The organism is Emticicia fontis (genome assembly GCF_054779675.1).
Window position 1 is genome coordinate 1 of the sequence record NZ_BAAGXU010000028.1, and the last position, 26,301, is coordinate 26,301.

Here is a 26,301-nt window from a genome sequence, read left to right on the forward strand (position 1 = left end):
ACAGACTTACTCAAATCTATGCTTAACGATACCTACCCCACAGCTTTTATACTTGATCCATTTATTGTCCAACTTATAGAATTGTACTTATCTGAGTAGGTTAAAAAAGAGGATTTGAAAATCAGATAAAAAATCGATACCAACAAAAAAGGCTTTACGAATTTCTTCATAAAGCCTTTCTAAGTTTCTGGTGGTAATGGACGGAATCGAACCGCCGACACAAGGATTTTCAGTCCTTTGCTTTTGGTTTGATATGGTTTGATATGTACTAAAATGGGAACTTTTATTTAGTTTCCATCCATATTAAAACACCAAAAACCACATGAAACCAATAAATGTTTTACCTATGTTTTACCTTAAAAAATTAGAATTCAAAAATATTATGAAGAGTGCCATTTTTTGACAATTGTACTTTTTTTAGATAGGCAAAGGTCTACTCGATAATATTCCGTTATCTGCAAAAGAATAATATCCTTCCGGTGAGATTATGAGATGATCGAATATGCCAATATCAAGTATCTTACCTCCCATCCAAATGTTGTCGGTCAGTTTTTTATCAGCCTCACTTGGTGTCAATTCACCTGACGGGTGATTATGAGCGAGTATAATACCGCTTGCTCTTGCTTTTAAAGCAGTTGAAAACAAAAGCCTTGAATCTACCAGACAAGAGTTGATACTGCCCATTCCAATATCTACAAGACCCAGACAATTGTTTCTGTAATCCATCAATAGAACTTTGAATTGCTCCTGTAGTTCAAGCTTGTTTTTATCCCATGCGTAATTCAGAACTTCATAAGCCATTTCTGATGAACGGACAGGAATTCTATCACGGTAAGGAACTTTGTAATTATACCGAATTGAGATTTCTGATACTTTATATAAGGATTTGATTTGTGACTGGTTCATTTGAAACACCCTACTTTTTCTGAATTTGATTCTGATGCCATTGTTCAACATTGGCAAAAGGCTGATAAAATTTGTTCAATGCAATATGAACAAGTTCTTCTTCTTTATTTAGTAAAGGATAAAGATGTTTAGCAGCCTCCAAACCAGTCTTATCGTTGCTTAAGAATGTATATGCTTTCTTATAGCCATTCTTATAAACAAACCCTTTTACTTGTTCTATGCAATCGTAGGAATTGAGGATAATAGAATTTGTTTGCAGATGATGACATTTCCAATGATCTAAAAGTGACAAATAGTCCCAAAAAGTTGGAAATATATGTATGATTTCGGTATTTTTATCTTGTCCTTTAATAAAAGAAATGGATCGTTTACCAACCCAATCTTCAAAGTAAGGGCAAGAAATAACAAAGCCGTCTTTTTCATGAGCAAAACCCAGAACGAAATAATGTTTTTGCTCCATTGGGTCAAACACTTTTAATTCTACCAGATGTTGTTTTGCAATGTCTAAAGGAATGCCTTTTCTCTTTAGGTGTGATAGTAAGCCGCAGTTTCCAATTGATTTATACTTTTTGATTAGATCAATTTGTACTTCTTCTGAACTACTATTTTCTAAATTACTGTCCTTCATACTATCAGCCATAATAGAAATCCATCGTCGAGCGTCAAAAGGTGTACAATCTTGTTTCTGTTTTTGCAAATAATTGCAAACCAAATCAATCAATGCCTGATCTTCAATGGGGTTTTCTGTCTGTCTGACTTTTTCTTGAATTTCAGCCATAGAAAGGCTTTTCGCAAAATGACTGTTCATTGCGATCTCCATAAAATTGTAATGAAAGAGGTTCTGATTTAGTAAGTTAGTCTTTGTTCAAGAAACTTATTGAGGTCTGAACGACGATAGCGAACTGCACGACCAACTTTTATAAAGTTCAATTGGTAACGACCCGTAGAAGCCCAAACAGCTAAAGTGTTGGGAGAAATACTAAGATACTCCGCTGCCTCTTTACGAGAAAATAGGGTTTCGCCATCATTATAACCATACATTACAAAGTCCTTCTGATTGTTTGTGAGTAACAGAATCACTATGATTCTTGACTTCGTAGTTATTTGTAATTGGTTTTTTCTCTGCATGAAATTTTCAATATCTTATTAAACAGCATATAAGATAAGAAAGCTGCTTTACACACAACTGAATGAGTTGGTAATTTCTTATTGTTTATTTTATCATGTACTCATATTTGCTAGTTAATCAAAGCATGAAAAATGATTTGTTGTTTAATTGAAATTATATATTCAAATAACCTTTCACTTAACAGAAACTTTATGAGGACATATCATGCACAACTCTTTAGATTCTTCGCAAGAATTAGATGGTTTCATGCGATTAGAACAGATTTTGAAACTTATTCCAGTTTCAAAGGCCACTTGGTGGAATGGCTGTAAATCAGGACGTTTTCCTAAATCTTATAAGATATGCCCGCGAGTGACGGCATGGAAAATGAGTGATATAAAGAACTGCCTTGATAGTTTTGAACAGACAAGGAAATAGTTTGTTTAACTCCAATAGAAGAAAGTTTCTTCACTGAACGTAAGTCAATATAATCAGCCCAATCCTGCATCATTCTAATTCTGTCTGGAACGAACGTGGCACGGTCGTAAGCCTGATTCACCTCTCCTTTTGGCAAATGAGACAGTTGCCTGTCAACAACTTCGTGTCGATAATTCAATTTCTCTTTCAAAATACTCATTGCTAAAGAGCGGAAACCATGTCCGGTCATTATATTTTTGTAGCCAAGCTTCGCAAGGCCTTGCAAAATAGTGTTATTGCTGATTCGCTTTTTATTATAGACAATGCTTGGCAGAATATATCCATTCCTGCCGAATGTATCTCCTAATTCATGCAAGATTGTAATAACCTGTTTTGATAGGGGGACAAAATGCGCTTCCCTCATTTTCATACGCACTGCTGGAATATGCCATGTTCCCTTTTGTAAATCGAATTCATCCCATTGTGCATTTATCAATTCAGTTGTCCGAACCATTGTCAGCATCAAAAGTTTCATGCCTAAAATTGTTTGTTTATAGAGACGAGGTTCATTGCAATTGATAGCATCAAGAAGTTCAGGTAATTGTTCAGGTGAGATTGACGCATAGTGCTTTTTCCGATACTTCTTAACTGCATCTTTTAAATCAGGTGTGAAGTCTCGGTTTGCTCTGCCAGTGATAACGGCATAACGCAAAATTTGTCCAATATGTTGAACCACTCTTTTGGCAAGATGGAGTGCTTCGCGATCTTCCATTTTCTGAATGCACAACATGACATCCTGCACATTGATTTTGCCAATTGGTTTTTTACCGATATTAGGGAATACATTGTTATGTAATCGGCGCAAAATATCTCTTGCGTAATTTTCCGACCATGTATTGTATTTTCGTTTGTGCCATTCCAGCGCAACCAGTTCAAACGTCTGTGCCTGTTCAAACCGTTTGAATTTCTTGATCTGCTGTTTTTGCATGGCAGGGTCAATATTAGTATCTATTGCCGTTTTTGCTGCCTCTTGTTTGACCCTTGCATCTAAAAGCGAAACATTTGGATACCTGCCAATTGTAAGCAGTTTTTCCTTTCCTAAAAAATTGAACTTCAAACGCCAGACTTTTATGCCTGTGGGTTTCACATCAAGATACAAACCACCACTATCAAATAAGCGGTAAGCTTTTTCTTTCGGTTTTGCGAGTCGGCATTCCAAATCACTTAAAGGCATCTTGGCCTCCCTTTGGGGTATTTTCTACAGGGCGTGAAAAAGTACCCCGAAAAATACCCCAAAAATGGATTGGATTTACTGAGTTTACGCTACGTTTAACAAGGTATAACAACAGAAAAAGCCAGTAATTACACTGGCTTATTAGACTGTATTGGACTGGGATAGATTGATGCATGGAGCGGGTGAAGGGATTAGAGTTGCGAGGATAAATAGTTGATTTAGAAAAGTCTTTATTCGAAGCCTTCTAAAAGTACCCCATAAAATACCCTATTTAAATTAGAGAACTAAATGAAGCATATAAAATTCTATAATAAATCAGTATTGAGTTCAATCTTTAAAATACCTAATTTTAGAAAATATCTTTAATTGACACATATTACAAAGCACCTTAAAATAAATTTCCATCACTTATCTTAATTTTCTCGCTATTCGTTAGTAACTTAAAAAAATTATTACAAATGAACTTACTGATCATTTGTCATGAAATATTTGAAATTCCTTTTATCCATATCAAAATTATTACGTCTATTTTTTAAAGCCAAACTTAACCGGGATAAACTAAATTTTTAAAAGTATGCCTAATAAAAATTCAAAACTAGAAAAGCTTCAACAGGACCTTTCTGAATTAATTTCAAGTTCAAAATTGAGATCTGAAACTTTTCACTATCCAAAGCAAACTTCAAATCGATTTCTCTATGATAACATAGAAGAACGTGAACTTATAAGTTTACTTGAAGAGAAAAAAGAACATTTGCGTATAATGGTAGAGGCATTATATACATACAAAGAAAATTTTTTTTCTACTTGGCTTAATCTATTTATAGTCCTCTTTGGATTGATAAGCTCTTTCTCAGCAATTGTAATTCCCTTAGCCAAAGGAATGACAACAAATCTTTACTCCTATATAATTTCTTTTGGAATTATTATGGTTTTCATCTTTAGTTACCTATTAATTGATAGACGCAACGAGCTTAAAAACAAACTATACAATATACAATTAAAAAGAAAAAAACTCAAAGAGGCTCAAATATTAATTACGTATATTGAAGAAGTAGTGGATCATTATTTTCACTCAATTAATAAGAAATTCTTATGAAGCAAATATCAAAGGAACAATTGATTGAGCTTCTTGTCAAGCTTGATGATACTAAAACTGATGTTGAGAAATATAAAGACTTTGACCTTAAGAATATTGAAGATGTTGCAGAACGTTATATTGATAAGAAGTCAGAGTTTTTAGCAGGTGTTGCGGGTGGAATTTTAGGAGCAACTGGTGGTGTTGCTATAGCAAAAACAGTTGCGGGAATTGCTATATTCTTAAGTGGACCAGCAGGTGCCATTTTAGGAATAGCTATTGGAATGTTGATGTTTAGAGGTAGAGGACAACATAAATTAGAAAGGGCGACAAAAAAATTTCAATTAGCAAGAGCAATAATTTTAGACACAATCAAAATGCTACCTGCCGATGCACCCATCGAAGTCAAAGATAGACTTTGGAAAACTTACTACGATTTGCTAGAAAAATATTCAGAGGTGATTGAGAAATCGCTTACTGACGACGTTTCAAGATTTGATAATCTCTGATTAGAACTTAATGTACTGTACTCCTATTACTTAATATATCAGAAGCCATAAATTCAATACTTTTTATTTCCGCTATTACTTTATACTAAACTCAAATTCTCTTGTCTTCTCTCCTCATTTGGATCAGTAATAAAATCAAGATATTGAATTTTTTCTAAATAGTAGTCAGGAAGTTCATTTTGCTTAGCTCCAGATAATATGATTTGTTTATACCAGTCGTAAGGAACTAAGTTATTGTTTATGAAGTCTTTATGAGCGATATAAACTTGAGCCTGATGAATTTTGTTATTTGTATCAGTAAAATTAAAAATAGCTTCTAGATAACCCCTACCAAGTCCTTCTGCTTTGTCTAAGTCTGCTTTCTCATTATCTGAAATCTCAAAAATAATACCCCAAACAATATCATTAGGATTATCTGTTTGAACAATATTAGCTTTTGAAGAACCATCTCTACTAACTTTATTGCAAATCATAGTATAATTTTTGATAAAAGCATTTGAAACTTTTATCGCAGATGGTACCCTTTGTTTAATTCTTTTAATGTTCATATTTGAACCATATGCAAAAATTTTCATTCATTATTTTGTTGTAAGAAAGTCGTTAAAATCAATTTTTAGATGCGACATGTTTGTAGAAATAATTCAATCTCTTTAATCTTCATTATAATAATAAACTAAAATTAAACCATTTTCGGATTTCCATACATATGGACAACTGCATTGCCATTCTTCTGCTTTTGTATTAATTATTCCTCTGTCTCCACAACCTTGGCAATGTATATATATTGATTGGCAACTGCGACATTTTCCGCCAAGCCACCAATTTATTAATCCATTAAATTCAAAAAAACCATCATCATCAAGTAAAACACAATCTTCCTTACATACTTGGCACATTAACCACTTGTCTTCAACTATTAAATCAGTGGCTTCGTCAAAAGTTAATATCTTTAAATCAAGTCTATTAAACTTTGCGCTTAATTCTGCTGGTTTTGTCCAATCGTTATTCGTAACTATAATCGCCTTGTCTGCATTGACAGCATTAGCCAACATCATGATTTCTTCTACATCTTTAACGTCAACTTTTGCACTTCTTTTTTTTGCATCTATTAATATTTTGAAGGTGTGATTTTCTAATTGCATTTCCCACCAAACATCTATTTGTCTTGCTTGTCCTGTTACTTTGTCAGGAATTGTAAGGTTCTTATAAACAACTCCGAATTCAGCCATTTGTTCGTAAAGTACCGCAACGGCCTCCTGATATTCTTGCCACTTCATTTAGATTTGATTTTTAATTTTCAACTAATACCAGGATATATATACGTGATAATCTATTCTTTTATTTTTCGCAATTAATTATAATTGAAATGTTTTATTGAAGTTGCTATCTAAAGCTTGATATTGTTTTCCAGTTTGAAATATTTCTAAGTTTTCTCTCAAATCAAACTTCTCTAATTTCTTTTATTAGCTATAAGACAACATTCTTTCTTTTTTTTGTTAAAATATTATAGTACTAACTATGGAGTTACTTTATATCTATCTTGATTGATAAAGTCTTCGGCAACGACAAAAACTTTATTTTCCAAGAAGTCAAAAATAAAGTTTTTCTTTTCTTCTAACTCAATAAAACTGAAATCTTTACCACAGTTATTAAATGTCTTATCTCCATGAGCTAAAAGATTTCTATTTGTTTTAGTATCTTTAAAAGCTTCTTTTTGTTGTGTAGATCGCTCTTGCAAACCGCTATTTATACCATATTTCTTAAAAGCGTCTCTTAATTTATCCATATTAAGATTTCCACCGTCAATTTTTATATCTTCCTTTTTTACTGGATGTAACTCCGAGTAACTATTAAAAGTCGTTTCAATAATTGAAAAAACCTGATTCGTTATCGTATCATCTGTTGTACGAAAATCAGCACTAACTTTTCTACCAATTAAAACTTTTTTTAAATCGTGTTGTAGATTAGAATATAATACAGTTGTGTCGCTTTTAATAATTTGGTGAATATCCCATAAGATATTTCTCACAGTTGATTCTATTAAATTATATAAAAGTAAGAAAGTAGTAGCTTTTAAGATGTTAATTAATTCAGTATCTATTCTAAATACAGAAATACTAGCATTATGAAGATTGACACCTCCATTTTCAATAGCTTTTAGAAAATTGAAGTATTGTTCTATTTCTGATTTATTGTCTGCAAAATCATTTTTAGAGGGAAGCATAACCAAGTTTTAAAATTCTCTACAGCTTATTACTTTTTTAAAAGACAATCTCTTACGTACTCTATTCGTTTTTTTAATTTACCTTCATTATTACTAGCATCTGATGTTGTAAATTCCTTGAAGTCAGACGAGTCTAACCAATCCATGCTTGAAGGAATTAAATCTGGTTCTGTTTGTAAAGCTAAATGAACTCCAACGGATATAGCTTCAAAGCGTACACGTGGTATAGCTTTTCCGCCTTCTGCTTTGTTAAATTTATTAGGAAAATAGGATTCTACAAAATCCAACATCAATTTAAAATTATGTTCTTTCTCTGATTTCTCTGCATCTGTAAAACCACTTTCACCCTTTTCTTCAATGTAATTATCTAAAAACCCTTTAACATCATGTTTATGTTTTTGATAAGAGTCCGCATATACAAAATATCTTAATACCAATTCCTCATGTTCTCCTGTTATCCCCTTTTCGCCAGTATAGAATTCGTCTTTAAATCTAGGTTCATTTGCCATTTCAATAACAAATTTATAAAACTCATTATTCGCAAATTTTCCTTTTCTCTCTTGGCTGTCTGTCAAGGGTTGACTAGTTGTATTAATTCTTGCAAATATATCTGCTCTAATTATTGGGGTGGCTTTGTCTGTTAAAACATGAAGGCGCAAATCAATTAAACTAAATTTGTTCTTTCTAGAATGATCAAAATCATCGTAAAAGAAACCATTCAAAGACGTTAATTTTTCTAAACCTTTTAACGAAAATTCATTTGCTAAAAACCTTGCAACAGTTCTAATTCTTTGCGAGCCATCTATAATTTCCAATGTTCCTTCTTGGTCTGTATTCGCAACAAATACCGGAGGAATAGGGACGCCTAGAAACAATGATTCAATAAACTTTGACTGTTTTACATGATTCCAAACAAAATCTCTTTGGTAGACAGGAATTATCAAAAAATCTTTTTCTAACCATTCCTTTATAACTGAAAGAGGAACTTGTTTTGTTTGATACTCATAAGGAATAGACTCACGTCTTATATCTTGCTCCGCTATATCAATTTCTGCTTGAGATTTTTTAATCCTTCTCTTTGTATTACTTTTCGAATAAATTGTAAATGTCATGATCGTAAGTGAAATTTTATACTCTTTGCAATAATTTCTCCCAACTTAACAGGAACAGCATTTCCAATATGTGTCGCTAATTGCCCAGCATTTACGTTTTTTCCATCGGGAACAAATTTATATTTTTCAGGAAAAGTTTGTATGAGTGCCGCTTCTCTGAGACTTATGGCTCTATTCTGTTCAGGATGTCCAAATCGTCCATTCCCAATTCCAGTACAAAAAGTAGTCATTGTAGGAGCAGGTTCATCCCAACGCATTCGGCCATAAACGCTCCCATAACTTTTACCTGATTTCTTCCTATGACAATCAAGAATTAATTGGCTATCCCAATCACGCCAAGTTCCTCCTGGTTTTGATTGACTTATACGTTTAAGGTTTATTTCTGAAAGTTTTGCAGCTCTATGAATTGGGTCATTTTTAGAAATTTCGCCACTTTGAATTGGTTCTAAATGTCCAATCGCATCCTTTACTGTTTTATACGTCTTTGCAGTATGCGTCTCAGGCATAATAGTAATCTTTCCAAGTTTTGAAGCTAGTAAAACTAATCTTTTTCGTTTTTGTGGAATGCCAAAATCAGGGCAATTTATCTCTTTATAATCAATCTCATAATTGTTATCAGATAGTGTTTTCAAAAAGTTTTTAAAAACATGAGATTTATCAAACTTCGCAAGACCAGGCACGTTCTCCATAGAAACAATTTCAGGCTTAACCTCCCTAATTAAACGAGCAAATTCATCCAGAAGACTCCACTTGGCACTTTCAGCTTCTTTCTTTTTGTCAGGAGATTTAAATGAATAAGTAGAGAAAGGCTGACAAGGTGCGCAACCCACTAAAACCCTAATGTCAGAATCTACAAATAGATTACTTATTTCTTCACTAGTAACCTCTCTTATATCTTTTTGAAAAAAAGTAGCATCATTATTCTCCTCAAATGGATATTTACAAGTTCCATCAATATCAAAACCTGCAACGATATCAAAACCCCCTTCTCTTACAAAGCCATGCGTGAGCCCACCTATACCACAAAATAAATCTATTACTTTAATTTTCGAGCTTATCATAAAAAAGGAATGTCTAAATTGTGCAAATTAATGCTTTTTTTAAAGTATTTCCAAGTGTTTTAAGATATTAGTTTTAAATATTAGATAGTATTATTTAGATTCTAAAATTAAAGAAAAGTAGAGTATATATTAGTAACAAATAATTTGAGAAAAAGTTGAAAACCTCCTCATTCTAAAAGTTTTTTTATCCTTGCTTTTATATTTTCAAAAGTTGTATTTAAGGTCTGTTTTGCAGTCTGAGTTAAGATAGCTGTGTGAGCTACAGCATCTCTAACGGGCTTATAAATTTTAGCATCTCTCGCTATTCCTACTTCTTTTAAAGGGTCTTTAGGCTTATCCACAAAATTTGCTAAATCGTCCATAGAAAAATACAATAAATCATTTGCATTTTGACGAATCTCAAAACTTATATTCGCAAAATTCTTCGCTGTCTCTTCTTTCTTTTTATATTCACTCAAATTTTTTTCAGCTTCAGGAGAAAGAGCAAGGTTTTTATGCTTTATAAAACTTCTAAGTAAGTTTTCAGAGACAAAGCACTCTGCATATGACGATAGATTAAATTGTGCATTATCGCTCAATGAGTTAACCCATTCATCAACTTGAGTTCTATTTGCTGATGAAGTAGGCGGAACATAATCGTCAACAACTGTATTAAATAGCTCTCTTGATTTCCTCTCCTTTTTAGTTATTGCTAAATCATCTGGATCTCCATCTTGGTTTAATTCCCTTCTATACTCGTCCCAATCCTTCATTAAGTTTTGAACAATTTTATTTAATTCATCAAGAAAATCTTTAAAAAGCGGGTCATCAGAAATTACACCTTCTCTACTGCTAGTAAAGCGGTCTTTACCATCATCAAGCGAATTAAAGTGGATTTGCCCATATAAATAGCTTTCAACCAACCTTGTAGAAGGAATATGCTTCAACAAATCCTTCTCTCTCAATCTTCCATTTACGTAAAGATCAATAGTAACTGTTTCGGATGTTTGTTTAATTTTAAGCTGAGAGGGTTTTTCAACTGATGCAATAAAACCTGAAATAGCTAAAGACGATTTAATTTTTTTATACTTTTTGATGTGTTCATTTGTTGCTGAAATCTTTTCTTTCAAATAGGGATCATCTATTGAATTAATTTGCCACACAAATTGAGTGCTTAAAGACAAATCGTTTAATTCATTTAGTGTAATAGGATCATCATTTAAATATATTTTGAATGAATTGTCTATTAGCGAAAATCTGAAAAATAGAGCAATTAGCTTTCTGATATATTCAATTCTATTTCTAATCCCATCATTAATATCTTCAAAAAGAATAATAGTACCGTTAGTCAAATCCTCTTTCAAACTATTAAATACATCAATATTCACATCTTCCAATGGATATTGTTGCGGATTTAAATCGTCACTAATTGCATTGTCTAAATTACTATTATCAATAACACCACCAACCAATTCCGTGTGCTGAGTTTTTGTAATAATATGAATTCTTTTGGCACACGATAATAAAGCAAGTTTCCCTATACCTTTTCTTCCAATAAAAGGTCTATTGGATTCTGTTTTATCAATGCCGCCTTTACGTTTTGAGTAACCAATTTTGAGAAACTTATTTTGAAAATCATCTGATGTCATGCCTTCGCCATCATCTTTGATAATAAGATAATTTTTTTCTCTATTAATATATATCCACACATTTTTTGCATCAGCATCCCATGAATTTGAAATTGCCTCACCGAGAACAGTAATGAAGTTCCTATAAAGATTCCTACCCAAATGATTAAGGACACTCAATGATATATTAAATGTAAATTTATCCATCTTATTATTATATGTTTAGGATATTCTTTCTTATTCCATAGTAGAAAGCTTGTAGTACAGTATTTAAAATGTAATCTTCAAATTAAGTCGTCAAACTTCTCTAATTTTTGCAAACTTTTAATGCGCTATAAGAATATAAAAATTTAATGTTCTACAAATTATTTTTATAAAAATAGATAGAATAAATGTACCCTCAAATAAATCCCCTAAAAACTTTCTTTTCAAATTAGCATTACCTATTCCTTTGCTATCTGTGTTTTGAGCTTTGACTAAATACTATAATATGTGTCTCCCGAATAATATATTCTTTCTTTTTCTCTTAAGACTTTTTCATGTTATAGAATTTCTGTCTTAATATAGGTAATATAGTATGCACAATATGATCCAACTTATCCAACAACTTTCCTATCGTCACAGCACATCCAAAATATTCTCAGATTTCATTGAAATGTCTGCCCTGGCATTTAGCAATGCCGCCGACAAAAGTCATTATGAAGAAAGAGAAAAAAGATACCTCGAAATTGTCGGGCAATATAAAAAAGAGGAAGTCAACGAGTTCCCTAACCTCTTGGGAATGCTTGTCAATCATTTTGAGGAAAAACCACGTGATATACTTGGAGAAATATTTCATGAACTTGAATTGCACAATGAGCGCAAAGGGCAATTTTTCACCCCATATCCGATTTGTCGAATGATTGCAAAAATGCTAATAGGCGAAAGCTATGAAGAGATTATTGTTAAACATGGATTTATGAATATTGCAGAACCTGCTTGTGGTACAGGTGCGATGATTATTGCAGCAGCCGAAGAACTGAAAGAGCGAAACATCAATTATCAACAACTTACCCACATAACAGCAACTGATATTGACCCAATTTGTGTCCATGCTTCCTATATTCAGTTTACGCTCATGCACATTCCAGCGGTTGTTATACATGGGGACTCTTTAAGTGGCGAAGAATTCAGCCATTGGTATACACTAGCACATACAATGGGAGGATGGGATCATAAACTAAAATTCAAAAATAGCCTCATTAAAATGCAGGAATGTATTTCATCCATTTCGACAATCAAAAACGAAACTGTATCTCTACAAGAGAGTGACATAGACGCAAAAAGAAATGAGATAATTAATCAAAAGCAAAATCTATTTCCCGGCACGCAATTAACTATGTTTTGAATAGAGTCTTTATTTAATGGACACAATCTAGATAGGTTTTACTAAAACCATGAATGCAAGAAAAGTGGATTAATTTATCCCATTCTCCTTTATTTATGCGTTCAACTTTGCCGCTTTGGATGCCAAATGAATTGTCTGAAAGAAAATATGGTGGATCGGCGAAAACTAAATCGAACTTCGCATTAAGTTGAGATACTATATTTAATGCGTTGCCGTAGTGAAGATTAAAATTGTTGTCTTTGGATTGAAAATAAAACCTATCTTCTATCATTCTGCCCTCTGTGTGAATTCAAGAAGACAAAATGTAATATGGTTTTCAGAACTAAATTAAAAAAGTAGCTTGATTAATAATGGTATAACAAACTTCAAAAGATATTCAATCAGGATATAGAAGACAGACTATTTCTTTGACAGAAGTTGTTGAAGAAGTTCGTTTTTCTCTTTCTCGACAGCCAAAAGCCTTTCGTATAACTCAACTATTTTCTCAATCGGGTTAGAGTTGAATGTTGAGTGGCTTGCAGAAGCAACGGCAGTCGAGCTATCATGACTGTTAAAAATTGGCGAAATAATATTGATTGTAGCTTCTTCGCTAAAGTTTTCTATTGCTTCTTTCCTTACACTCATGGCACTTGCCAATTTTTCCAATGTTTCATTATCTATTGCTTCCTTTCCTTCAATTAATGAAAGAGCTTGCTGACTGACACCAAGCTTTTGTGCAATTGTTTCCTGCTTATAACCCAGGATTTCACGAATGCGCTTTGCATTGCGTCCTAAATGTAGGCTTTTATTACTTTCAATCGTTGTCATGTTGTGAAAAACAATTAGAAACTTGTTTTATACAAGTAGAGAAATGAGCTTAAACAAAGGTAACTAGATAATTTTGTTATTATAACGAACTGTAAGGTTTTTTCATGAATAGATAATCTATGTCTTAAAGAACACCATTTACTCTTTCGCCTTTAATCTATACCGAGCTTAATTTCGTTTCATTTTTCTAATTTAAAAAACTGCTTTGCTATAATGAAAGCCCAAAACAGAAAGAAAATCTATGAAGCATACAAGAAATTTCATCTTTAAAATAAAGTTATGTGCTTTCGGTTTTGCATTGGCGGCTTGCAGTAGTTCCGATAACCCTAATCCTGATGGCATTGGAGGCACTCAACCAAAAGAGATTATTTTACCCGTTATCGGAACAGATGTTGACGGCTTTACAGTGAACGCAAAAGGAATATTAACTGCTCTTAATATTAACCCTGATAACGCTTTCTCTCAAAAGTTTTCTTCTGACCCAAATGCTATAGGTCCTAAAGTCGTCATTACTTTTACAAATACTAACTTTTCTACACTGAATTCTTCTATTGAAAATAGTTTTGTAGGTCGTCTCGCCGACTGGGAAAACACGTCGATAGAAATTAAGAGCCAAACACCCGGCAATCCAGTTGCGGAAAAAATGGTTGATAATGGCTTGACGAAAGCCACTACTATTAAACATACAAAAGTCTATCGCCCTGTCATGTTTGAAGGCTTCAATGACAAAGAAAGTGTACAGGCGGCTTGGAAGTCCATTACAGATTCACCTAAGACTTGGACTATTATTAATGAAGAACCAACTTACAAACTTCAATTTAAATACAATAAAGAAAATTGGACGATTAAACCCTGATTTTTAATCAGTTTCATCCAATGGGTATCTTGAAATAATAATAAGTTTCGGAAACCTGAAAAGAAAGAAAATCATGAAGCATAGAAGAAACGCCATCCATAAAATTCTTTTATATACATTTGGTTTTACATTGGTGGCTTGCAGTAGCGACAATCCTGATCCTAGTCCTGATAAAATCGACCCAAAAGAAATTATACTAACAAAGGTCGGTTCAGACCTTGATAGATTTACTATTGACGCTAAAGCTAATACATTAGAGATTTACAGTTCAAGCACCCCGGAAGGCATATTGCAAACCTATTCGCGTGATGAAACTTTGACAGGTCCAAAAGTCAAGATGGAATTCACCAAAACAGAGTTTTCACAAATACGTGGGAATACGAATTCAGGGACATTTTTTGGTGATCTATCGGCTTGGCAAGAAACATCCATAACTATAAGCAATCCTATCATAGGCCAGCCAGTCGCACAGGAAATTGGCGGTACTACTAAAGCCCTTAATGTGTCTTATACAAAAGTCTATCAACCTGTCTACTTCACAACATCACCATCCGCGGAAAAAGCCTTGCAAACATGGAAAGAAATAACAGCTTATAAGGGTAAATGGACACTTATAAAAAACCAAGAATTCAAGATTAACAACAAAGACTGGCAAATTAAGCCATGATGCCCCGATTAGTTTTTACTCAAAAAATTATAGTTAAGGCAACAGGAATGTTGCGAAAAACCCAAAACAGAAAGAAAAATCATGGATTATAAAAGAAATTTCACTTACAAAATGCTGTCAATTGCTTTTGGAATTACATTAGCAGCTTGTAGTGGTTCGACGATTGACCCCGATACTGACCCAGTCAATCCAAACCCTTCTACCATCGTGATGGATAAAATTTCTGTTCCTTCGCAGTTTTTGAAAATCACTGGTGAAAACAAAGCTGAACTTACTAATCTCGGCACTACAAACTCATTTACAATTTATCTGTCACTTGATCAAGCCGATACAGGTGTCGACGCGAATGTTACCTATACTGGTCAAGGTTTAGCTGATGTCAGCAAAGTTGGGAAAAGACAAAGTGGTGGTTTCGAGTTTGAACTAAAGAGTGCTGACTCTAAATATACCATCAGCCGCAGCGATAAGAAACCTATTCTCAAAACCACTGATGAAAAAACGGCTTATACGACATTTGAATCCAACAAGCTTATTTGGCAGTCCATTTCTGTCACAAATACTGAGAGCCAGATTAAAGCTGAACAGCTTCTTGATAAATGGACAACAAAGCTGAATGAAGCGAAAGTAAAAGTAACAGGAGTTACCGGCATTGAAGGCGAAGGTACTGTTACGCTTAACAGCAATATTATGAAGCTGATTAAATAGGTAGGTAAATATTGGGTATTCCCCTTAGCAATTGAAAAGTTGACTTTTACAATTACCGCATATTTCATTGGGAAATTTGACATACAGAATAAAAGTTCATACTCCTTAATTAGGCTCAAACTTCGGTTTTTCTTTTTTCTTTAACACCTTATCAAGCGCATCATCTGTATCTTTATGTGTGAAGTTGGATTGATAACCAATTGTCGTCGTAATATTACTATGTCTGTAAAGTCTTTGTAAGACTGGTAAGGGTATTTCATCTCCTGCCAATTGAGCAAAGGTATGGCGAGAAATGTGCATTGTCAGCGTTTTTGTAATGAGAGCTTTTGGTGCTACTCGTTCTTTTAGGTTCTTATCAATCGCACTTGCTTTATAGCCAATCACTCTCTCAGTATTGAATTCATCATTAAGGTCTAAACCTCTCAATTCAGGAAAAACCAAATCTCGTTTGTTCTTCCTGAACATCTGATATTGAGCCAGAATGCGCTTCGCTTTTTCAGGAACCTTAAGCGACCCGAATTTATCGTTTTTACCCATTCCATAGTAAAGGCGGTCATTTTGAAAATCTGACCATTGAAGGCGTAAAACATCACTAATACGCATTCCCGCAAAGTAGTAAGAGAATAGCCACAGGTTTCGTGCATGATTGGCTTTCCCAACGAGGTCAACTGTTTCCAATCGCTCTATATCGCCTAAATCAAGTCCTACCTTTGCGCTCTCCGGGAATTTGATTTTGATGCCTTTTTTCCCAAATGGAGAATATTCCTTACTGACTAATTCCTGATTGACGGCAAAGCTAAAAGCGGAACGAATTGCCGAAAGATAGTTCGCAACTGTTCTGTCACTCAGTTTATACTTAGTCTTCACATGAGACTTAAAACGTGTCAGTAAGGCAACAGTAATCTCTTGAAGTGTTAAATCGTCCTTATAGAACTCAATAAAGCGTTCAAGACGTGTTTTATTTGGCGTATATTCATTATATCGCCCTTCCGCCTTTAAGCCTTTTAAATAGAGCAAAGCTGCATTTGCAAAGGTTGACCCAGCGACAGGTTTAACCTTACTCTTGATTAATTTTGAAGAAACCTGTTTCTTCTGTGCCTCTAATTCAATCACGCTATCAGTTGCTTCCGATAGCTTTTTTAGAATTTTGCTATTAATTCGTTTAGAATTAGGATGAGAGCGTTTGACACATTTGTTTTCTTCATCCCAATCCTCTTTATCAATATAGTGTATATATACGTAGGAAGTCCTACGGTTCTTGATTATTCTTAATGCAATCGGGAATAATCCTTCCGCATTAGGTTTTTCCCACAGAAGAATTTTCAAACTTGCCATACTTATCCTTTTTGAACGATTTCTGATATTGAAGAACTTTCGCCATCTGACTTACATTCAGATGTACATTTCCAACTTGGCTTTTCTGTTAATCTTCATCACATTGAAGAGTGAGATGGGTTTCTTGGCTTCTTAAATTGGGTTCAAAGAAAAATCTTCTTTGTTTATTGGTGATTGATTGATGTCAGCATGCACAAACGCTTTCGACGACGCTCATCCCTCCTTTTTTACTGTGTAAAAAAGGCTCTACGACTCATGAAATAAAATAGATGCTCTCCCTATGGTCGAGATCGATTTTTTTTCATTCGGGGAGCTGTCAACGCTAATTGTGCTAAGGGCTGCCATCATCAACAACAAACAAAGGAGATTTGTCGATGACACAACCAAACGAAACCACTAAAAAACTTCCTTCTCATATCTTGTATCAAGTCGTGAATAAGGAGAATCAGGAAAAACCACTCTGGATTAAAACTGGTGCTCTTTGGGAAAATTCAGATGGTGAAGGCTTCAATGTAGTCTTGGAAATCTTAGGACAAAAAATTCAATTAGTTGCCCGTAAGAACAAACCAAAATCTAACTAAACCCCTAGCGGAGCAGATGTGATTCTGCTCCGCTTTATCTCTCTTTTTCCTCTATAAGGACTTCTATCACACATGGTTCATGTTCTGTGGCATAGCGAGGGTCAGTAATCACTATCCATCGTTGTATCTGCTGAGATAATTCTAAAAATAGGCTTTCCAACTTATAGCCAGAGATCGTTATGATTGAAGATGAAACTACAAGCTTGATTTTGTTCTTTATTCCGTCAGCGTAAAAAAACGCATCAGGCATATAACCATATTGATGAAAGGAGCGATTACCATTTGGCCATATAAACCCGAAGTTCCGTATTGATCCGGGGCTTTCATATCGGTGGCCGTTATCTTCATTAGCAATGTCTTCAGGGCTGTTTTCCAGCATCTGATCGAACCTCAAATTAAATTTCTGGCTCATAGCTTATGTTTGTTTTAAACTGCTCCTTTCTGGTAGCTCTTGATTTATTGTCTTTATTCATATCTGGCTTGTCTTGTATAATTGACTGCCGAATATACTGTTCCATAATCTGGTCACCTTTATCGGAGCTTTGAACAAGTTCCATAGCAGACTGCCTGTCACCCATTTGTGCCGCATGCTCTAATAACTGCTCTTTATCGTCTGTATAGATTCTGGCTCGGTCACGGCCACGAGAGACAGATACATACATCTGCTTGGCATCCGTTGCTGAAAAGGTTGAGGCAGGTTGCGAGATGAAAACTTCATCTACCGTCCGCCCTTGTGACGAATGGGAGGTCATACAATAGGCATGAGCAATATGGCCAAAATCTTTATCAAGTTCGTATTTGGCTTTACTCGTTGTATTTTGCAATTGAATTTTACCATCCTTACTGACTGAAATAACTTTTAGTACATCCGAATTATCAAGCCTTTTCTTCTCCTTATCAAATCCATTTCGGGTAATTTTTATAGTTTCCCCTTTGGAGAGGTTAATTGTGCTTTTCCTATAAATGTCAAAATGAGAGCTTCTCTCAACTGGTAATCGACACGTCTCTTTATCATTCCTGATAGTGACTTCTTTCTGTGAACAAGCTTCAACCACCCAAATACTACCTCGCTTTATTTGTGGCAAGTTTTGGTTAAATTGTACAACTTGGCCGGGTTCAAAGTTTGTCCAAACTCCTTTTTCCGCTTCTGTCAAATTAAGGTTTTGCAGGCGTGTTACTTCAATATCTTTTTTACCAATTAATTTCTCAGACTTTAGCTTTTCTCGAATGGCTTCATTAACCTGATCAATTTGTTTATGTGTCGGTGAAATCACCAACGCACTTTTGCCTTTTTTCACAACATCTATATAATCCTCTATAAGTGCTTGATGAGGTTGTAAGGGATCAATAGCTTTGATAACCTCTAACTTGTTTAATTTTTCAAATGCGCTCTTTATTTCGCCTTTTGCTAAATCTTCAACCGCATTACGATAATCTTCTGTTCGCTGACGGAAAATTTGGGTCATTTCTGCTGTTTCTATTTTGGCGACGCTATTTAAAATGCGTAAAGCATCCCCACGAACAACAGAAGCATGCTGTCTTGTGTCCCCTAAAAGAATTAATCTTGCGTTCTGTTCCTTTGCTAATTCCAACAAAGCGTTCATGTCTTTTGTACCAAGTAACCCTGCTTCATCAACAATGAGAACTTGATTCTCTAAAGTATCTTGGGATTTTTTATCTTCTAACAATTTGGCAACCGTATCTGCCTGAGCAAAGCCTTCTTCACGCAAGACACCTCTGGATGCATGAGCAGAAGGTGCTACCATTGTTACTGTTTTACCAACCTTTTCAATAAGAGATACCAGTTCCTTTAAAGTCGATGTTTTCCCAGAGCCTGCTACCCCTCTAATAATCGAAACCTGATTTGTATTGGTCAGAACATGATCAACAGCATCTTTCTGTTGACCCATTAATGATGTTTCTGGGCTGCTTGTATAAAGCGGCTTGAAGATTCCAATACCTTTTTGGGCCAGCTTCACCATGCGACTTTCTTCTTGAAGGACTTGCCGAGTTGTCGTTTTTATCTTGCCTTGATCTTCAATATGAATAAGTCGTGTATCATTTTTAAAGCATTCTTCAATATCTCTTACAGAGGCTTTTTCATTGCCTATGCTTTGCAATATAGCTTCTGCCATTAATCTTCTATCATGAATAACTGAGGCACGCTCAAAACCCTTTAAAACAGCATAATCGACATATTGTTGAGGGGTCATTGCTTTATCTTTATCTGTCTTTGCAAAGCGGATAGTCTGATTGTCTTTGTCTTTTTCCTCTTTGTTTTTGTATAGTTCATTAATCTGCCGTTTCCACTCAGCTTTCAGTTCACTCATAGTGTGTCCTTTCTGCTTACTGCTTCGGGTACGTGCGCCTAACTGGTCAAGTTCTTTTTCGCTGGTAATTCCTTTTTCCTGAGCAAAGCGACCGATTTCATCGGTGCGCTTTGAAAACAGTGATATCACTTTTGGTGGAATTCCAACAATTTCAAATGCTGATTTAGTGGGTCTAATTTGATAGCCTAATTTTATAAGTTCATCAGATAGCCGCTTTTGAAAACAGGCTTGATAATAAGGCATATCTCTTTTTATATCTCGAAACTGTGCCGCTTTTATGCGTTGTTCTTTTTCATCCCACGTATTATTAAAAATTGTCACATGGCAATGTAAATGAGGGTCGGGCAAAGAACCATCTATTGGTCTTGCCGTTAAATGGGTGAATTCTGCCCATAAAAGCTCCCCTGTGTTCCTATCTGTATCTTGACCATCAAGTCTAACACGGGTCTTACTATCCCTTTCAATATCCTTCATAGTAGCTCTAACACTTTTTTCAAAAGCATTTTGGAGATGGTCATCATTTGACAAAGCATGAAGAATAGAAATACTTTTAACTGCGTGGAAGCTACAATCATAAAATATTGTTCTTCCTTCTTTAAATCGAGGAGAAAGCGACCGCCCTGTTAAAGGGTTTTTATTCAAGCAAAGTGCCGAAAAAATATCTTTTGTTACACTACCGACAATCCCTATACGTTCAGCCAGTTTACCCATAATTTTACCGGGCCTTTCCTGACTATCTAAGTAATAGTCACCTCTGGAAAGACTCTCGGTAAAATATGAGCGTGCTCTGGCCACGTTAGAATTTTGTATCATCCTAATCATCTCAGCCGAGTTTAAACCAATAAATTCTAAATGCTTGACTTTGCGTTTTTGTTAAGAACCGTGTATTTACACCTTGTCCCTAAGCATAGCTACTTTTTGTAGATTGTAGTCCCTTGCATTGTTCTATTTTCAATCAGACATCTTCCCGAAGCAGAGCTTTGGTTTTAGCTAACCGTCACTATATCGTCGTCGTCCTGCATATAGTTGACTACCCTTTTTCGAACATCGCGATCCTTTGGAAGCTTACCAGGAAAGCTTGCTCCACGAGTATCCTTTGGTTGTTTTAGGTCTATTACGATGCGCTCTGTCTCCTCGCCTGATATTATCCCATCCATGATGTCCATTATCTTATATGTTGCTAACACATTTTCTATTTTAGAACTTAGCGCACAAATGAGGCTGAATATAACAATTACATAGCCAATTAATTGGTGAAAAAATATCAGCAAAATACCAAGAATTAGGAATAACCCAGGCTCAACTAATATCTCAATTTCTGTATTTGTAAATGGTCGCCCCATCCACTTCAGGTTAGTGATACGTTCATTAATCTCACCTTTTGATCTAGTATGTCGTGCTAATTCAAATACAGATGGCAATCTATCTATTTCTAGTTTTCGTTTGTATGCATTAAAAATAAATAACCCCAAATAGATATACCACGTTATATTATCAAGAATAAAAGCAGCATAACTAAAGTGATTGAGTTTCTTTAAATCTCTCCAATCACCGCTATTCAGAATAGAATATTTATGAAGTTCTGGCCCTAATGCGATTGGAATAATTGCTAAAACAATACAGATAAAGACTGATAAATCAAAAGAGAACCGACGCTCACCTAAATTCTTTCGAGTAAAAGCATAGGTAAGTTGTTGAGCAATAATAAAGGCCGTTGTACCCAACCAATATGCGGAATACTTTTTACCTGGCTCAATAAAACTTGAATAATTGTGATTTTTCATGATAAAATAAATTTAATTGTTTATAAAAATTTAAGGTTTAAAATTCTGGTCGAATGTGACTTTTATAAAGTTGTGTCCGTTACAAAAAGGCTCGCCTTGACGAAAGAAATAGGCTTCAACTTTATAACCATTTAGTTTACCGCCATTCTTCAATCGTTGAAACTCTTGCGGAAGTACCATCTTTTGTAACTTATGAGATTTACCAGTTGTATTTGAAACGTCCTGACCTACAGTGACACCAGTAGTTTCTTCTTCGTAATAAGTTTCACCGATTAATTCGCTTGCAAAATTGTTTGTTTCCGCATGGGTGTTGGTGTGCAAAAAATAGGTGGAATATACGCCTAACATTGAATTGACTTTATCTCTTGCCTTCTGTCCACCCATACTTGCATACAGATTGGAAATATTCTGGGTAATACAGACATTAGCAATCCGGCTACTTCTGCATGTACAATAGAAATTGAAATCCGTCTCCACAAGAAAGTTTTGAAATTCATCCATGAGCATAAAGACTGGACGGCCATTCTGTTCAACATCCCTCTTTTCCCATGATTTTTGAGCAATCAGTTTAAAAGCTAATTGTAAATCTCGCCCTACCTTGCCATGAATTTTAACTGGTAAGTTTAAGACTATAAGCTTTCCCTCAAGACAGTCATTAGGCGTGAAATTAGATTCATGTTTACTAAACATAGAGAAAAAAGGCTCTTGTAAAAACTTTCCCAAGAAGTTTGAAAATTGCATATAGATAATTGATCGGGTTTTCTCTGCAAGATTCATCCACGTATTTGCAAAATATGTATCAGACATTCTTAACTGTCGTGCTTCTTGAACATTATTTATTACTTCATCCCAGTAAAGTTTTCTATCCTCATTCAGAAGTGTGCGTTTCTTTTTGGATAGTGACTTTTCCCATTTATCTACTCTTTCTCTAACGTTTGTCCTTGCCAATCTAAAAGCCTTGTGGAAGGTACTTTCACTATCTTTATCAGATGTTTTTTTTAAGTCCTCCTTATTTGTTGGAATAGAAAGCACTATCTCATAAATAAGAGGTATAGTAATCGTATTAAATCCCAAATTGCAAATTTGAAGAACATTTGCAATCAAGGTATCTAAAGAATCAGTCCAGAATGAATCTTCACTTTTCCCTGAATCCTTATCATCAGAAATTTTGATAATTTCCTTCATAAGACTTATAATATTCTCTGTCATTCCAACTTCGGAATTTTTCGACTCCCATTCGATAAAGTTAAATGAATATGTGCTTGAAGGCTCGAAGCATATCACGTCTTTTTCACGACCTGCTAAACGACACAATTCAAGAAAATCACTCTTATCTGTAGGTTTGGTAGTAAATACAATTCCTCCAAATTTTATTTTTCGGAGCATTTGTAAAATTATGGTTCTCGCGCTTCCAGATGTCTTTCCGCTACCTAAACTACCTGTAATTAAGGTATTAGTAAAACTATCCCGTATTCTAAAGTAGCTTTCTCCGAATTTGGAAGAGAGCGTTAGAATAGGTTCGTCTAAATCCCATTTTTGATTTTCCATCTTTGAAATTTTTAAATAATAATAATTTGTCCCTTTTCTAATTGATAGTTGAACTCGCCAAGAGCTTTAGGGGGTATGAGGGAAACCGTCATACCTCAAAACTCAATCGGCTATATTACTTTTTTATTCCAGTTTCTGCCTTTATTGATTTTTTTGATAAAGGACATAGAACACATCTGAAACACATTTGGGAAAAAACATCATTTGTCTTTTCATTTGAACTTTTAATCGGAGCTTTGCACCCCTCACACTTATTATTCTGTTTCATTTTCTTTTCTATTTAATCTTTTTCAAAATTGAGTTTCTAATTTTAAGATGGGGCTACAGAAGCAGCCCCAAATACACAGTAGAGCAATTCAACACTTATTTGTCTTTTGGCACAAACACACCACCAATGCCTCGAACAAAAGTTGTAGGACCCACGACAACACAATTAACATTGCCATTTGAATCCGTCGAAACAACAGTTCCGGTTACGCTTCCAGTTGATGTTAAAACAGTCTCATTCATGATTAAAAAATTTTTTAAAATGTAAATATTAAGGCAAAAAAATTCACCCCTTCGCCCGACACAGGCAAAGTCTTTCCTGTCTCCTAAATTCTGATTTAGCAGATATAATGTCTTTTATTACTTGGATTAAAACTGTAACTTAACTCTTGCGCAAGAATACTAAGCCGCTGATTTATCGACTAAAATTATTTTATTGACAATTGTCATATTTCATTTAATAATAACCATACTCTAATCAAACTTTTCCTATATTTGCTTGAAGGGACAAAATATGTTTAAGCTTTTTCTTTATTCATCAGAAAGCAGTGACTTATCCCCAACACCTCATGATGAATTAAATGAATCTAACATTTATGAGTTTATTGCTCATAATGGTATGCTAACTGTTCCAATGCTTGAATCTTATCTTAGTGGAATGTCGCATTTTTATCGGAATGTAAATTCAATCATTAATACAACCGAAGATCCTGATATGCTGAAGGAAAAACTTTCAACACTGATCCAAGAGAAATCTTCTTTCTGTGAAAAAATGACAGAAGAAATTATTGATTCCTCACTCCCTAAAACGGTAGAAATCAAAGGCTTTCTAAACTCTCACTTCAAAATTTCTTGAACAAAGTTATAGAGATATGAGTAAGCTTTTCCGAGAAAAAGAGTAGTTTATTTTTTATTTTTTGTAGTTTAAAGACGACTATTTTTAGAATTATTTTCTAATTGAATTTCTATATATAATGAGTAAAAAAATTGAATTAATACCCGAGTTTTCAAAAGAAATAATTGATCGCTTATTCGTCTGGATAAGCAGTTTTTCTAAAGGAATTGTGCTAAGTAGTGAAGAAACTTGGCAAAACACTTATAATATTGAAGGAAAACGTGTATCAATTATTGATTATCAATTCAATTATGCTGGGAGTCAATTTTATAATTTACAAAGAATAACTAAAAATATTCTGAATAAAAAAATAAAAATAAACTCGGAAAAATCTTCAAACCAAAAATTAGAAATAAACTCTGATTTGCTGACCCATTTATTGTTTTTTCTAGCAAGTAACTACCAACCAAAGGTAGTTACAAAATATGCAGATTTAAAAAGTAAAAGTGCGAGCAAAACTATAGAAGAAATAATAATAAGCTTTGTTAGTAAATTTCCAGAATTATCAAACTTAACTTATCAGCAGTTTAGTACAATGAAACCAACTATATCACAAAATTTTGTGGTTGATGTATCAATAAATAATTCACCAGAACTTTTTACACCCTCATCAAACATTAAACAGCAGTCACCATATTACGCAATATTAAAAGACAAAAAATGGTGGTTTTATGCATATGGATATAATAGAAGACTTCTTGAAAATGTAGAAAAAGGCTGGGTATTACTACGAATTATTATAGAGTTTAATATCTCTTCTGATGGCCGTATTAAAGTAAAACTAAATAATATTGAGTCTGATGAGCACTTTAGCTACTCTGGTGAGGTCGATTTTACTAGGTCTAATGGTACAATTCTTGTAGTTAATTTTACAAATGATCATTATAAAAATAGACATCTACATTTGATTATTGATATCGGTAAAGGAAAGGGAGAAATATTCTTAGGGCAGTATATAAATGTCGATAATAATAGAAGTATTATAAGTGGGAGTGTTTTACTTCAAAATATTCCTGATACTGCAACTCTAGAACAGAGACAGCCTGCCGCTCTTTCTATCCCAGATGAAGAAAGATATTTAGAGGACATAGATGGAGTCAGTAGCTTTATTTTAGAATATTTTAAAGACGAGAATCAGCATTTTCGAAGAACTCCAACAAACTTTGGCTACGATTTAAAAGGTTTTAGTGAAGTTGTTAGCCAAAATGAGCGTAAAAATTAGATTGAAATTAAATTATCTTTCTAAATCAATTTCTCTATTTTTCAGTTTTTCTGATTCATCAATATTTTTCGTCTGTTGATTGTCACGTAACCATTCTGGAAGCATTTCTATTTTTTGCTCTAACACAAATTGCTCTTGCCCTTTTTTAAAGCCAACAATGCGAGAACTTTTGGAACTTATTTTTGTAAGTTCTGCGGAGAGTTCAGGCTCATGCTTTGCTATCAAATAGCCTTCGTTGAACCCTTTTAGAAAATCAGTATCTATCTGTATGTTCTGTTCCATATCTAAAATGTTTCTTTAACGTTGGCTTCAAGATATTGCTGAATTGAATCTCTATCATAAAGTATAACTTTTTTCTGTGGCTGAGAAAATCGAATTTTCCCTTCATCACGAAGTTTTTGCATAGTAGTCTTTGACTTGATATTGAGAAGTTGCATTGCGTGGAGTTCAGGAATCCATTTTTCTTTCACTACAGATTTTTTTTCTGTAATTCGATCGACAACTTTTTCAATAAGAACATAGAAGGCTTTTTCTTCAAGACAGATAACTTCCATAAGAAAATAGGATTAGATTGAATGGTTTTTGCATTATTCTAACCTACATCTTTTGGATCAACCCTAAAAGTTGTGGGGAAGTAAAATAATCTTGACCTTTGCATTTTAAG

28 protein-coding genes are annotated in these 26,301 nt (G+C 34.2%); 10 read left to right on the plus strand and 18 right to left on the minus strand.

The features are described 5' to 3' along the window. Nucleotides 1-417: 417 nt before the first annotated feature. The 3 genes from ACYVFA_RS14460 to ACYVFA_RS14470 all read right to left on the minus strand — a co-directional run bounded on the left by ACYVFA_RS14460 (nucleotide 418) and on the right by ACYVFA_RS14470 (nucleotide 2,034). On the minus strand, nucleotides 418-906 hold the full coding sequence (locus ACYVFA_RS14460) for a JAB domain-containing protein (protein ID WP_460472548.1): 489 nt from the start codon (nucleotides 904-906) through the stop codon (nucleotides 418-420). Between the two features lie 10 nt (nucleotides 907-916). Then, nucleotides 917-1,684, minus strand: a complete 768-nt coding sequence (locus ACYVFA_RS14465) for a hypothetical protein (RefSeq protein WP_460472549.1) — start codon at nucleotides 1,682-1,684, stop codon at nucleotides 917-919. 68 nt (nucleotides 1,685-1,752) lie between these two features. Next, entirely contained in the window at nucleotides 1,753-2,034 is a 282-nt protein-coding gene (locus ACYVFA_RS14470; RefSeq protein ID WP_460472550.1) for a helix-turn-helix domain-containing protein, read from the minus strand. 205 nt (nucleotides 2,035-2,239) lie between these two features. On the opposite strand from ACYVFA_RS14470, the gene ACYVFA_RS14475 reads away from it, so the two are divergent. Next, nucleotides 2,240-2,452: a helix-turn-helix transcriptional regulator gene (locus ACYVFA_RS14475; protein WP_460472551.1), complete on the plus strand. Its 213-nt coding sequence runs from the start codon at nucleotides 2,240-2,242 to the stop codon at nucleotides 2,450-2,452. Here ACYVFA_RS14475 and ACYVFA_RS14480 read toward each other — a convergent pair. Continuing rightward, nucleotides 2,361-3,665: a tyrosine-type recombinase/integrase gene (locus tag ACYVFA_RS14480; RefSeq protein WP_460472552.1), complete on the minus strand. Its 1,305-nt coding sequence runs from the start codon at nucleotides 3,663-3,665 to the stop codon at nucleotides 2,361-2,363. The two genes, ACYVFA_RS14475 and ACYVFA_RS14480, sit on opposite strands and share 92 nt — an antisense overlap. Nucleotides 3,666-4,239: 574 nt before the next feature. Between ACYVFA_RS14480 and ACYVFA_RS14485 the strand changes: the two genes are divergently transcribed. Both ACYVFA_RS14485 and ACYVFA_RS14490 read left to right on the plus strand, forming a co-directional pair. Continuing rightward, nucleotides 4,240-4,761, plus strand: coding sequence for a hypothetical protein (locus tag ACYVFA_RS14485; protein ID WP_460472553.1), 522 nt, complete (start codon nucleotides 4,240-4,242; stop codon nucleotides 4,759-4,761). Further along, nucleotides 4,758-5,249 (plus strand): hypothetical protein, encoded by a 492-nt coding sequence (locus tag ACYVFA_RS14490; RefSeq protein WP_460472554.1) that lies wholly within the window; start codon nucleotides 4,758-4,760, stop codon nucleotides 5,247-5,249. Before ACYVFA_RS14485 ends, ACYVFA_RS14490 begins: the two co-directional genes overlap by 4 nt. Before the next feature lie 80 nt (nucleotides 5,250-5,329). Here the strand turns inward: ACYVFA_RS14490 and ACYVFA_RS14495 are convergent, their stop codons facing one another. The 6 genes from ACYVFA_RS14495 to ACYVFA_RS14520 all read right to left on the minus strand — a co-directional run bounded on the left by ACYVFA_RS14495 (nucleotide 5,330) and on the right by ACYVFA_RS14520 (nucleotide 11,460). Further along, nucleotides 5,330-5,824 carry a gamma-glutamylcyclotransferase family protein gene (locus tag ACYVFA_RS14495; RefSeq protein WP_460472555.1) on the minus strand — a complete coding sequence of 165 codons (495 nt, stop codon included), beginning with the start codon at nucleotides 5,822-5,824 and terminating at the stop codon, nucleotides 5,330-5,332. 75 nt (nucleotides 5,825-5,899) lie between these two features. Then, entirely contained in the window at nucleotides 5,900-6,526 is a 627-nt protein-coding gene (locus ACYVFA_RS14500; protein WP_460472556.1) for a restriction endonuclease, read from the minus strand. 239 nt (nucleotides 6,527-6,765) lie between these two features. Then, complete coding sequence (locus ACYVFA_RS14505; RefSeq protein ID WP_460472557.1) at nucleotides 6,766-7,473, minus strand: MAE_28990/MAE_18760 family HEPN-like nuclease; 708 nt, start codon at nucleotides 7,471-7,473, stop codon at nucleotides 6,766-6,768. Nucleotides 7,474-7,502: 29 nt separating this feature from the next. Next, nucleotides 7,503-8,585: a DUF262 domain-containing protein gene (locus tag ACYVFA_RS14510; RefSeq protein WP_460472558.1), complete on the minus strand. Its 1,083-nt coding sequence runs from the start codon at nucleotides 8,583-8,585 to the stop codon at nucleotides 7,503-7,505. Continuing rightward, entirely contained in the window at nucleotides 8,582-9,646 is a 1,065-nt protein-coding gene (locus tag ACYVFA_RS14515) for a DNA cytosine methyltransferase (protein ID WP_460472559.1), read from the minus strand. The genes ACYVFA_RS14510 and ACYVFA_RS14515 overlap by 4 nt, the downstream gene beginning before the upstream one ends. A 167-nt stretch (nucleotides 9,647-9,813) precedes the next feature. Beyond that, nucleotides 9,814-11,460 (minus strand): ATP-binding protein, encoded by a 1,647-nt coding sequence (locus ACYVFA_RS14520; protein ID WP_460472560.1) that lies wholly within the window; start codon nucleotides 11,458-11,460, stop codon nucleotides 9,814-9,816. Between the two features lie 379 nt (nucleotides 11,461-11,839). Here ACYVFA_RS14520 and ACYVFA_RS14525 point away from each other — a divergent pair, with 379 nt between their 5' ends. Next, entirely contained in the window at nucleotides 11,840-12,640 is an 801-nt protein-coding gene (locus ACYVFA_RS14525) for an N-6 DNA methylase (RefSeq protein ID WP_460472561.1), read from the plus strand. A gap of 399 nt (nucleotides 12,641-13,039) precedes the next feature. On the opposite strand, the gene ACYVFA_RS14530 is transcribed toward ACYVFA_RS14525, so the two are convergent. Then, nucleotides 13,040-13,447 (minus strand): helix-turn-helix transcriptional regulator, encoded by a 408-nt coding sequence (locus ACYVFA_RS14530; RefSeq protein ID WP_460472562.1) that lies wholly within the window; start codon nucleotides 13,445-13,447, stop codon nucleotides 13,040-13,042. 241 nt (nucleotides 13,448-13,688) lie between these two features. On the opposite strand from ACYVFA_RS14530, the gene ACYVFA_RS14535 reads away from it, so the two are divergent. From ACYVFA_RS14535 to ACYVFA_RS14545, 3 genes are all read left to right on the plus strand, one after another. Further along, a complete protein-coding gene (locus ACYVFA_RS14535; protein ID WP_460472563.1) occupies nucleotides 13,689-14,303 on the plus strand; it encodes a hypothetical protein in 615 nt (204 codons plus the stop codon). Between the two features lie 73 nt (nucleotides 14,304-14,376). Next, the gene (locus ACYVFA_RS14540) at nucleotides 14,377-14,970 is read left to right on the plus strand and encodes a hypothetical protein (protein ID WP_460472564.1); all 594 of its coding nucleotides are present in this window, start codon (nucleotides 14,377-14,379) and stop codon (nucleotides 14,968-14,970) included. Nucleotides 14,971-15,051: 81 nt separating this feature from the next. After that, on the plus strand, nucleotides 15,052-15,675 hold the full coding sequence (locus ACYVFA_RS14545; protein ID WP_460472565.1) for a hypothetical protein: 624 nt from the start codon (nucleotides 15,052-15,054) through the stop codon (nucleotides 15,673-15,675). A 105-nt stretch (nucleotides 15,676-15,780) separates the two neighbouring features. On the opposite strand, the gene ACYVFA_RS14550 is transcribed toward ACYVFA_RS14545, so the two are convergent. After that, nucleotides 15,781-17,010, minus strand: coding sequence for a phage integrase SAM-like domain-containing protein (locus tag ACYVFA_RS14550; RefSeq protein ID WP_460472566.1), 1,230 nt, complete (start codon nucleotides 17,008-17,010; stop codon nucleotides 15,781-15,783). A 374-nt stretch (nucleotides 17,011-17,384) separates the two neighbouring features. Between ACYVFA_RS14550 and ACYVFA_RS14555 the strand changes: the two genes are divergently transcribed. Further along, nucleotides 17,385-17,591 (plus strand): hypothetical protein, encoded by a 207-nt coding sequence (locus ACYVFA_RS14555; RefSeq protein ID WP_460472567.1) that lies wholly within the window; start codon nucleotides 17,385-17,387, stop codon nucleotides 17,589-17,591. 34 nt (nucleotides 17,592-17,625) lie between these two features. Here the strand turns inward: ACYVFA_RS14555 and ACYVFA_RS14560 are convergent, their stop codons facing one another. From ACYVFA_RS14560 to ACYVFA_RS14575, 4 genes are all read right to left on the minus strand, one after another. Next, nucleotides 17,626-18,003, minus strand: coding sequence for a hypothetical protein (locus ACYVFA_RS14560; RefSeq protein WP_460472568.1), 378 nt, complete (start codon nucleotides 18,001-18,003; stop codon nucleotides 17,626-17,628). Beyond that, nucleotides 17,987-20,743 carry a MobF family relaxase gene (gene mobF, locus ACYVFA_RS14565; protein ID WP_460472569.1) on the minus strand — a complete coding sequence of 919 codons (2,757 nt, stop codon included), beginning with the start codon at nucleotides 20,741-20,743 and terminating at the stop codon, nucleotides 17,987-17,989. The genes ACYVFA_RS14560 and mobF overlap by 17 nt, the downstream gene beginning before the upstream one ends. Nucleotides 20,744-20,907: 164 nt before the next feature. Continuing rightward, nucleotides 20,908-21,705 (minus strand): hypothetical protein, encoded by a 798-nt coding sequence (locus ACYVFA_RS14570; RefSeq protein ID WP_460472570.1) that lies wholly within the window; start codon nucleotides 21,703-21,705, stop codon nucleotides 20,908-20,910. A gap of 30 nt (nucleotides 21,706-21,735) precedes the next feature. Beyond that, on the minus strand, nucleotides 21,736-23,253 hold the full coding sequence (locus tag ACYVFA_RS14575; RefSeq protein WP_460472571.1) for a type IV secretory system conjugative DNA transfer family protein: 1,518 nt from the start codon (nucleotides 23,251-23,253) through the stop codon (nucleotides 21,736-21,738). A 781-nt stretch (nucleotides 23,254-24,034) separates the two neighbouring features. Between ACYVFA_RS14575 and ACYVFA_RS14580 the strand changes: the two genes are divergently transcribed. Together ACYVFA_RS14580 and ACYVFA_RS14585 are read left to right on the plus strand one after the other, a co-directional pair. Beyond that, on the plus strand, nucleotides 24,035-24,376 hold the full coding sequence (locus ACYVFA_RS14580; RefSeq protein ID WP_460472572.1) for a hypothetical protein: 342 nt from the start codon (nucleotides 24,035-24,037) through the stop codon (nucleotides 24,374-24,376). Between the two features lie 118 nt (nucleotides 24,377-24,494). Then, nucleotides 24,495-25,637: a hypothetical protein gene (locus ACYVFA_RS14585; RefSeq protein ID WP_460472573.1), complete on the plus strand. Its 1,143-nt coding sequence runs from the start codon at nucleotides 24,495-24,497 to the stop codon at nucleotides 25,635-25,637. 12 nt (nucleotides 25,638-25,649) lie between these two features. Here ACYVFA_RS14585 and ACYVFA_RS14590 read toward each other — a convergent pair whose 3' ends face one another. Beyond that, on the minus strand, nucleotides 25,650-25,919 hold the full coding sequence (locus tag ACYVFA_RS14590) for a hypothetical protein (RefSeq protein WP_460472574.1): 270 nt from the start codon (nucleotides 25,917-25,919) through the stop codon (nucleotides 25,650-25,652). Nucleotides 25,920-25,921: 2 nt separating this feature from the next. Further along, the gene (locus ACYVFA_RS14595) at nucleotides 25,922-26,191 is read right to left on the minus strand and encodes a helix-turn-helix domain-containing protein (RefSeq protein WP_460472575.1); all 270 of its coding nucleotides are present in this window, start codon (nucleotides 26,189-26,191) and stop codon (nucleotides 25,922-25,924) included. Between the last annotated feature and the right edge of the window lie 110 nt (nucleotides 26,192-26,301).

Bases quoted from the DNA above. Each gene is read 5' to 3' on its own strand.
- ACYVFA_RS14460 (WP_460472548.1), bottom strand. From the start codon at position 906: ATGAACCAGTCACAAATCAAATCCTTATATAAAGTATCAGAAATCTCA.
- ACYVFA_RS14465 (WP_460472549.1), bottom strand. From the start codon at position 1,684: ATGGCTGAAATTCAAGAAAAAGTCAGACAGACAGAAAACCCCATTGAA.
- ACYVFA_RS14470 (WP_460472550.1), bottom strand. From the start codon at position 2,034: ATGCAGAGAAAAAACCAATTACAAATAACTACGAAGTCAAGAATCATA.
- ACYVFA_RS14475 (WP_460472551.1), top strand. From the start codon at position 2,240: ATGCACAACTCTTTAGATTCTTCGCAAGAATTAGATGGTTTCATGCGA.
- ACYVFA_RS14480 (WP_460472552.1), bottom strand. From the start codon at position 3,665: ATGCCTTTAAGTGATTTGGAATGCCGACTCGCAAAACCGAAAGAAAAA.
- ACYVFA_RS14485 (WP_460472553.1), top strand. From the start codon at position 4,240: ATGCCTAATAAAAATTCAAAACTAGAAAAGCTTCAACAGGACCTTTCT.
- ACYVFA_RS14490 (WP_460472554.1), top strand. From the start codon at position 4,758: ATGAAGCAAATATCAAAGGAACAATTGATTGAGCTTCTTGTCAAGCTT.
- ACYVFA_RS14495 (WP_460472555.1), bottom strand. From the start codon at position 5,824: ATGAAAATTTTTGCATATGGTTCAAATATGAACATTAAAAGAATTAAA.
- ACYVFA_RS14500 (WP_460472556.1), bottom strand. From the start codon at position 6,526: ATGAAGTGGCAAGAATATCAGGAGGCCGTTGCGGTACTTTACGAACAA.
- ACYVFA_RS14505 (WP_460472557.1), bottom strand. From the start codon at position 7,473: ATGCTTCCCTCTAAAAATGATTTTGCAGACAATAAATCAGAAATAGAA.
- ACYVFA_RS14510 (WP_460472558.1), bottom strand. From the start codon at position 8,585: ATGACATTTACAATTTATTCGAAAAGTAATACAAAGAGAAGGATTAAA.
- ACYVFA_RS14515 (WP_460472559.1), bottom strand. From the start codon at position 9,646: ATGATAAGCTCGAAAATTAAAGTAATAGATTTATTTTGTGGTATAGGT.
- ACYVFA_RS14520 (WP_460472560.1), bottom strand. From the start codon at position 11,460: ATGGATAAATTTACATTTAATATATCATTGAGTGTCCTTAATCATTTG.
- ACYVFA_RS14525 (WP_460472561.1), top strand. From the start codon at position 11,840: ATGATCCAACTTATCCAACAACTTTCCTATCGTCACAGCACATCCAAA.
- ACYVFA_RS14530 (WP_460472562.1), bottom strand. From the start codon at position 13,447: ATGACAACGATTGAAAGTAATAAAAGCCTACATTTAGGACGCAATGCA.
- ACYVFA_RS14535 (WP_460472563.1), top strand. From the start codon at position 13,689: ATGAAGCATACAAGAAATTTCATCTTTAAAATAAAGTTATGTGCTTTC.
- ACYVFA_RS14540 (WP_460472564.1), top strand. From the start codon at position 14,377: ATGAAGCATAGAAGAAACGCCATCCATAAAATTCTTTTATATACATTT.
- ACYVFA_RS14545 (WP_460472565.1), top strand. From the start codon at position 15,052: ATGGATTATAAAAGAAATTTCACTTACAAAATGCTGTCAATTGCTTTT.
- ACYVFA_RS14550 (WP_460472566.1), bottom strand. From the start codon at position 17,010: ATGGCAAGTTTGAAAATTCTTCTGTGGGAAAAACCTAATGCGGAAGGA.
- ACYVFA_RS14555 (WP_460472567.1), top strand. From the start codon at position 17,385: ATGACACAACCAAACGAAACCACTAAAAAACTTCCTTCTCATATCTTG.
- ACYVFA_RS14560 (WP_460472568.1), bottom strand. From the start codon at position 18,003: ATGAGCCAGAAATTTAATTTGAGGTTCGATCAGATGCTGGAAAACAGC.
- mobF (WP_460472569.1), bottom strand. From the start codon at position 20,743: ATGATTAGGATGATACAAAATTCTAACGTGGCCAGAGCACGCTCATAT.
- ACYVFA_RS14570 (WP_460472570.1), bottom strand. From the start codon at position 21,705: ATGAAAAATCACAATTATTCAAGTTTTATTGAGCCAGGTAAAAAGTAT.
- ACYVFA_RS14575 (WP_460472571.1), bottom strand. From the start codon at position 23,253: ATGGAAAATCAAAAATGGGATTTAGACGAACCTATTCTAACGCTCTCT.
- ACYVFA_RS14580 (WP_460472572.1), top strand. From the start codon at position 24,035: ATGTTTAAGCTTTTTCTTTATTCATCAGAAAGCAGTGACTTATCCCCA.
- ACYVFA_RS14585 (WP_460472573.1), top strand. From the start codon at position 24,495: ATGAGTAAAAAAATTGAATTAATACCCGAGTTTTCAAAAGAAATAATT.
- ACYVFA_RS14590 (WP_460472574.1), bottom strand. From the start codon at position 25,919: ATGGAACAGAACATACAGATAGATACTGATTTTCTAAAAGGGTTCAAC.
- ACYVFA_RS14595 (WP_460472575.1), bottom strand. From the start codon at position 26,191: ATGGAAGTTATCTGTCTTGAAGAAAAAGCCTTCTATGTTCTTATTGAA.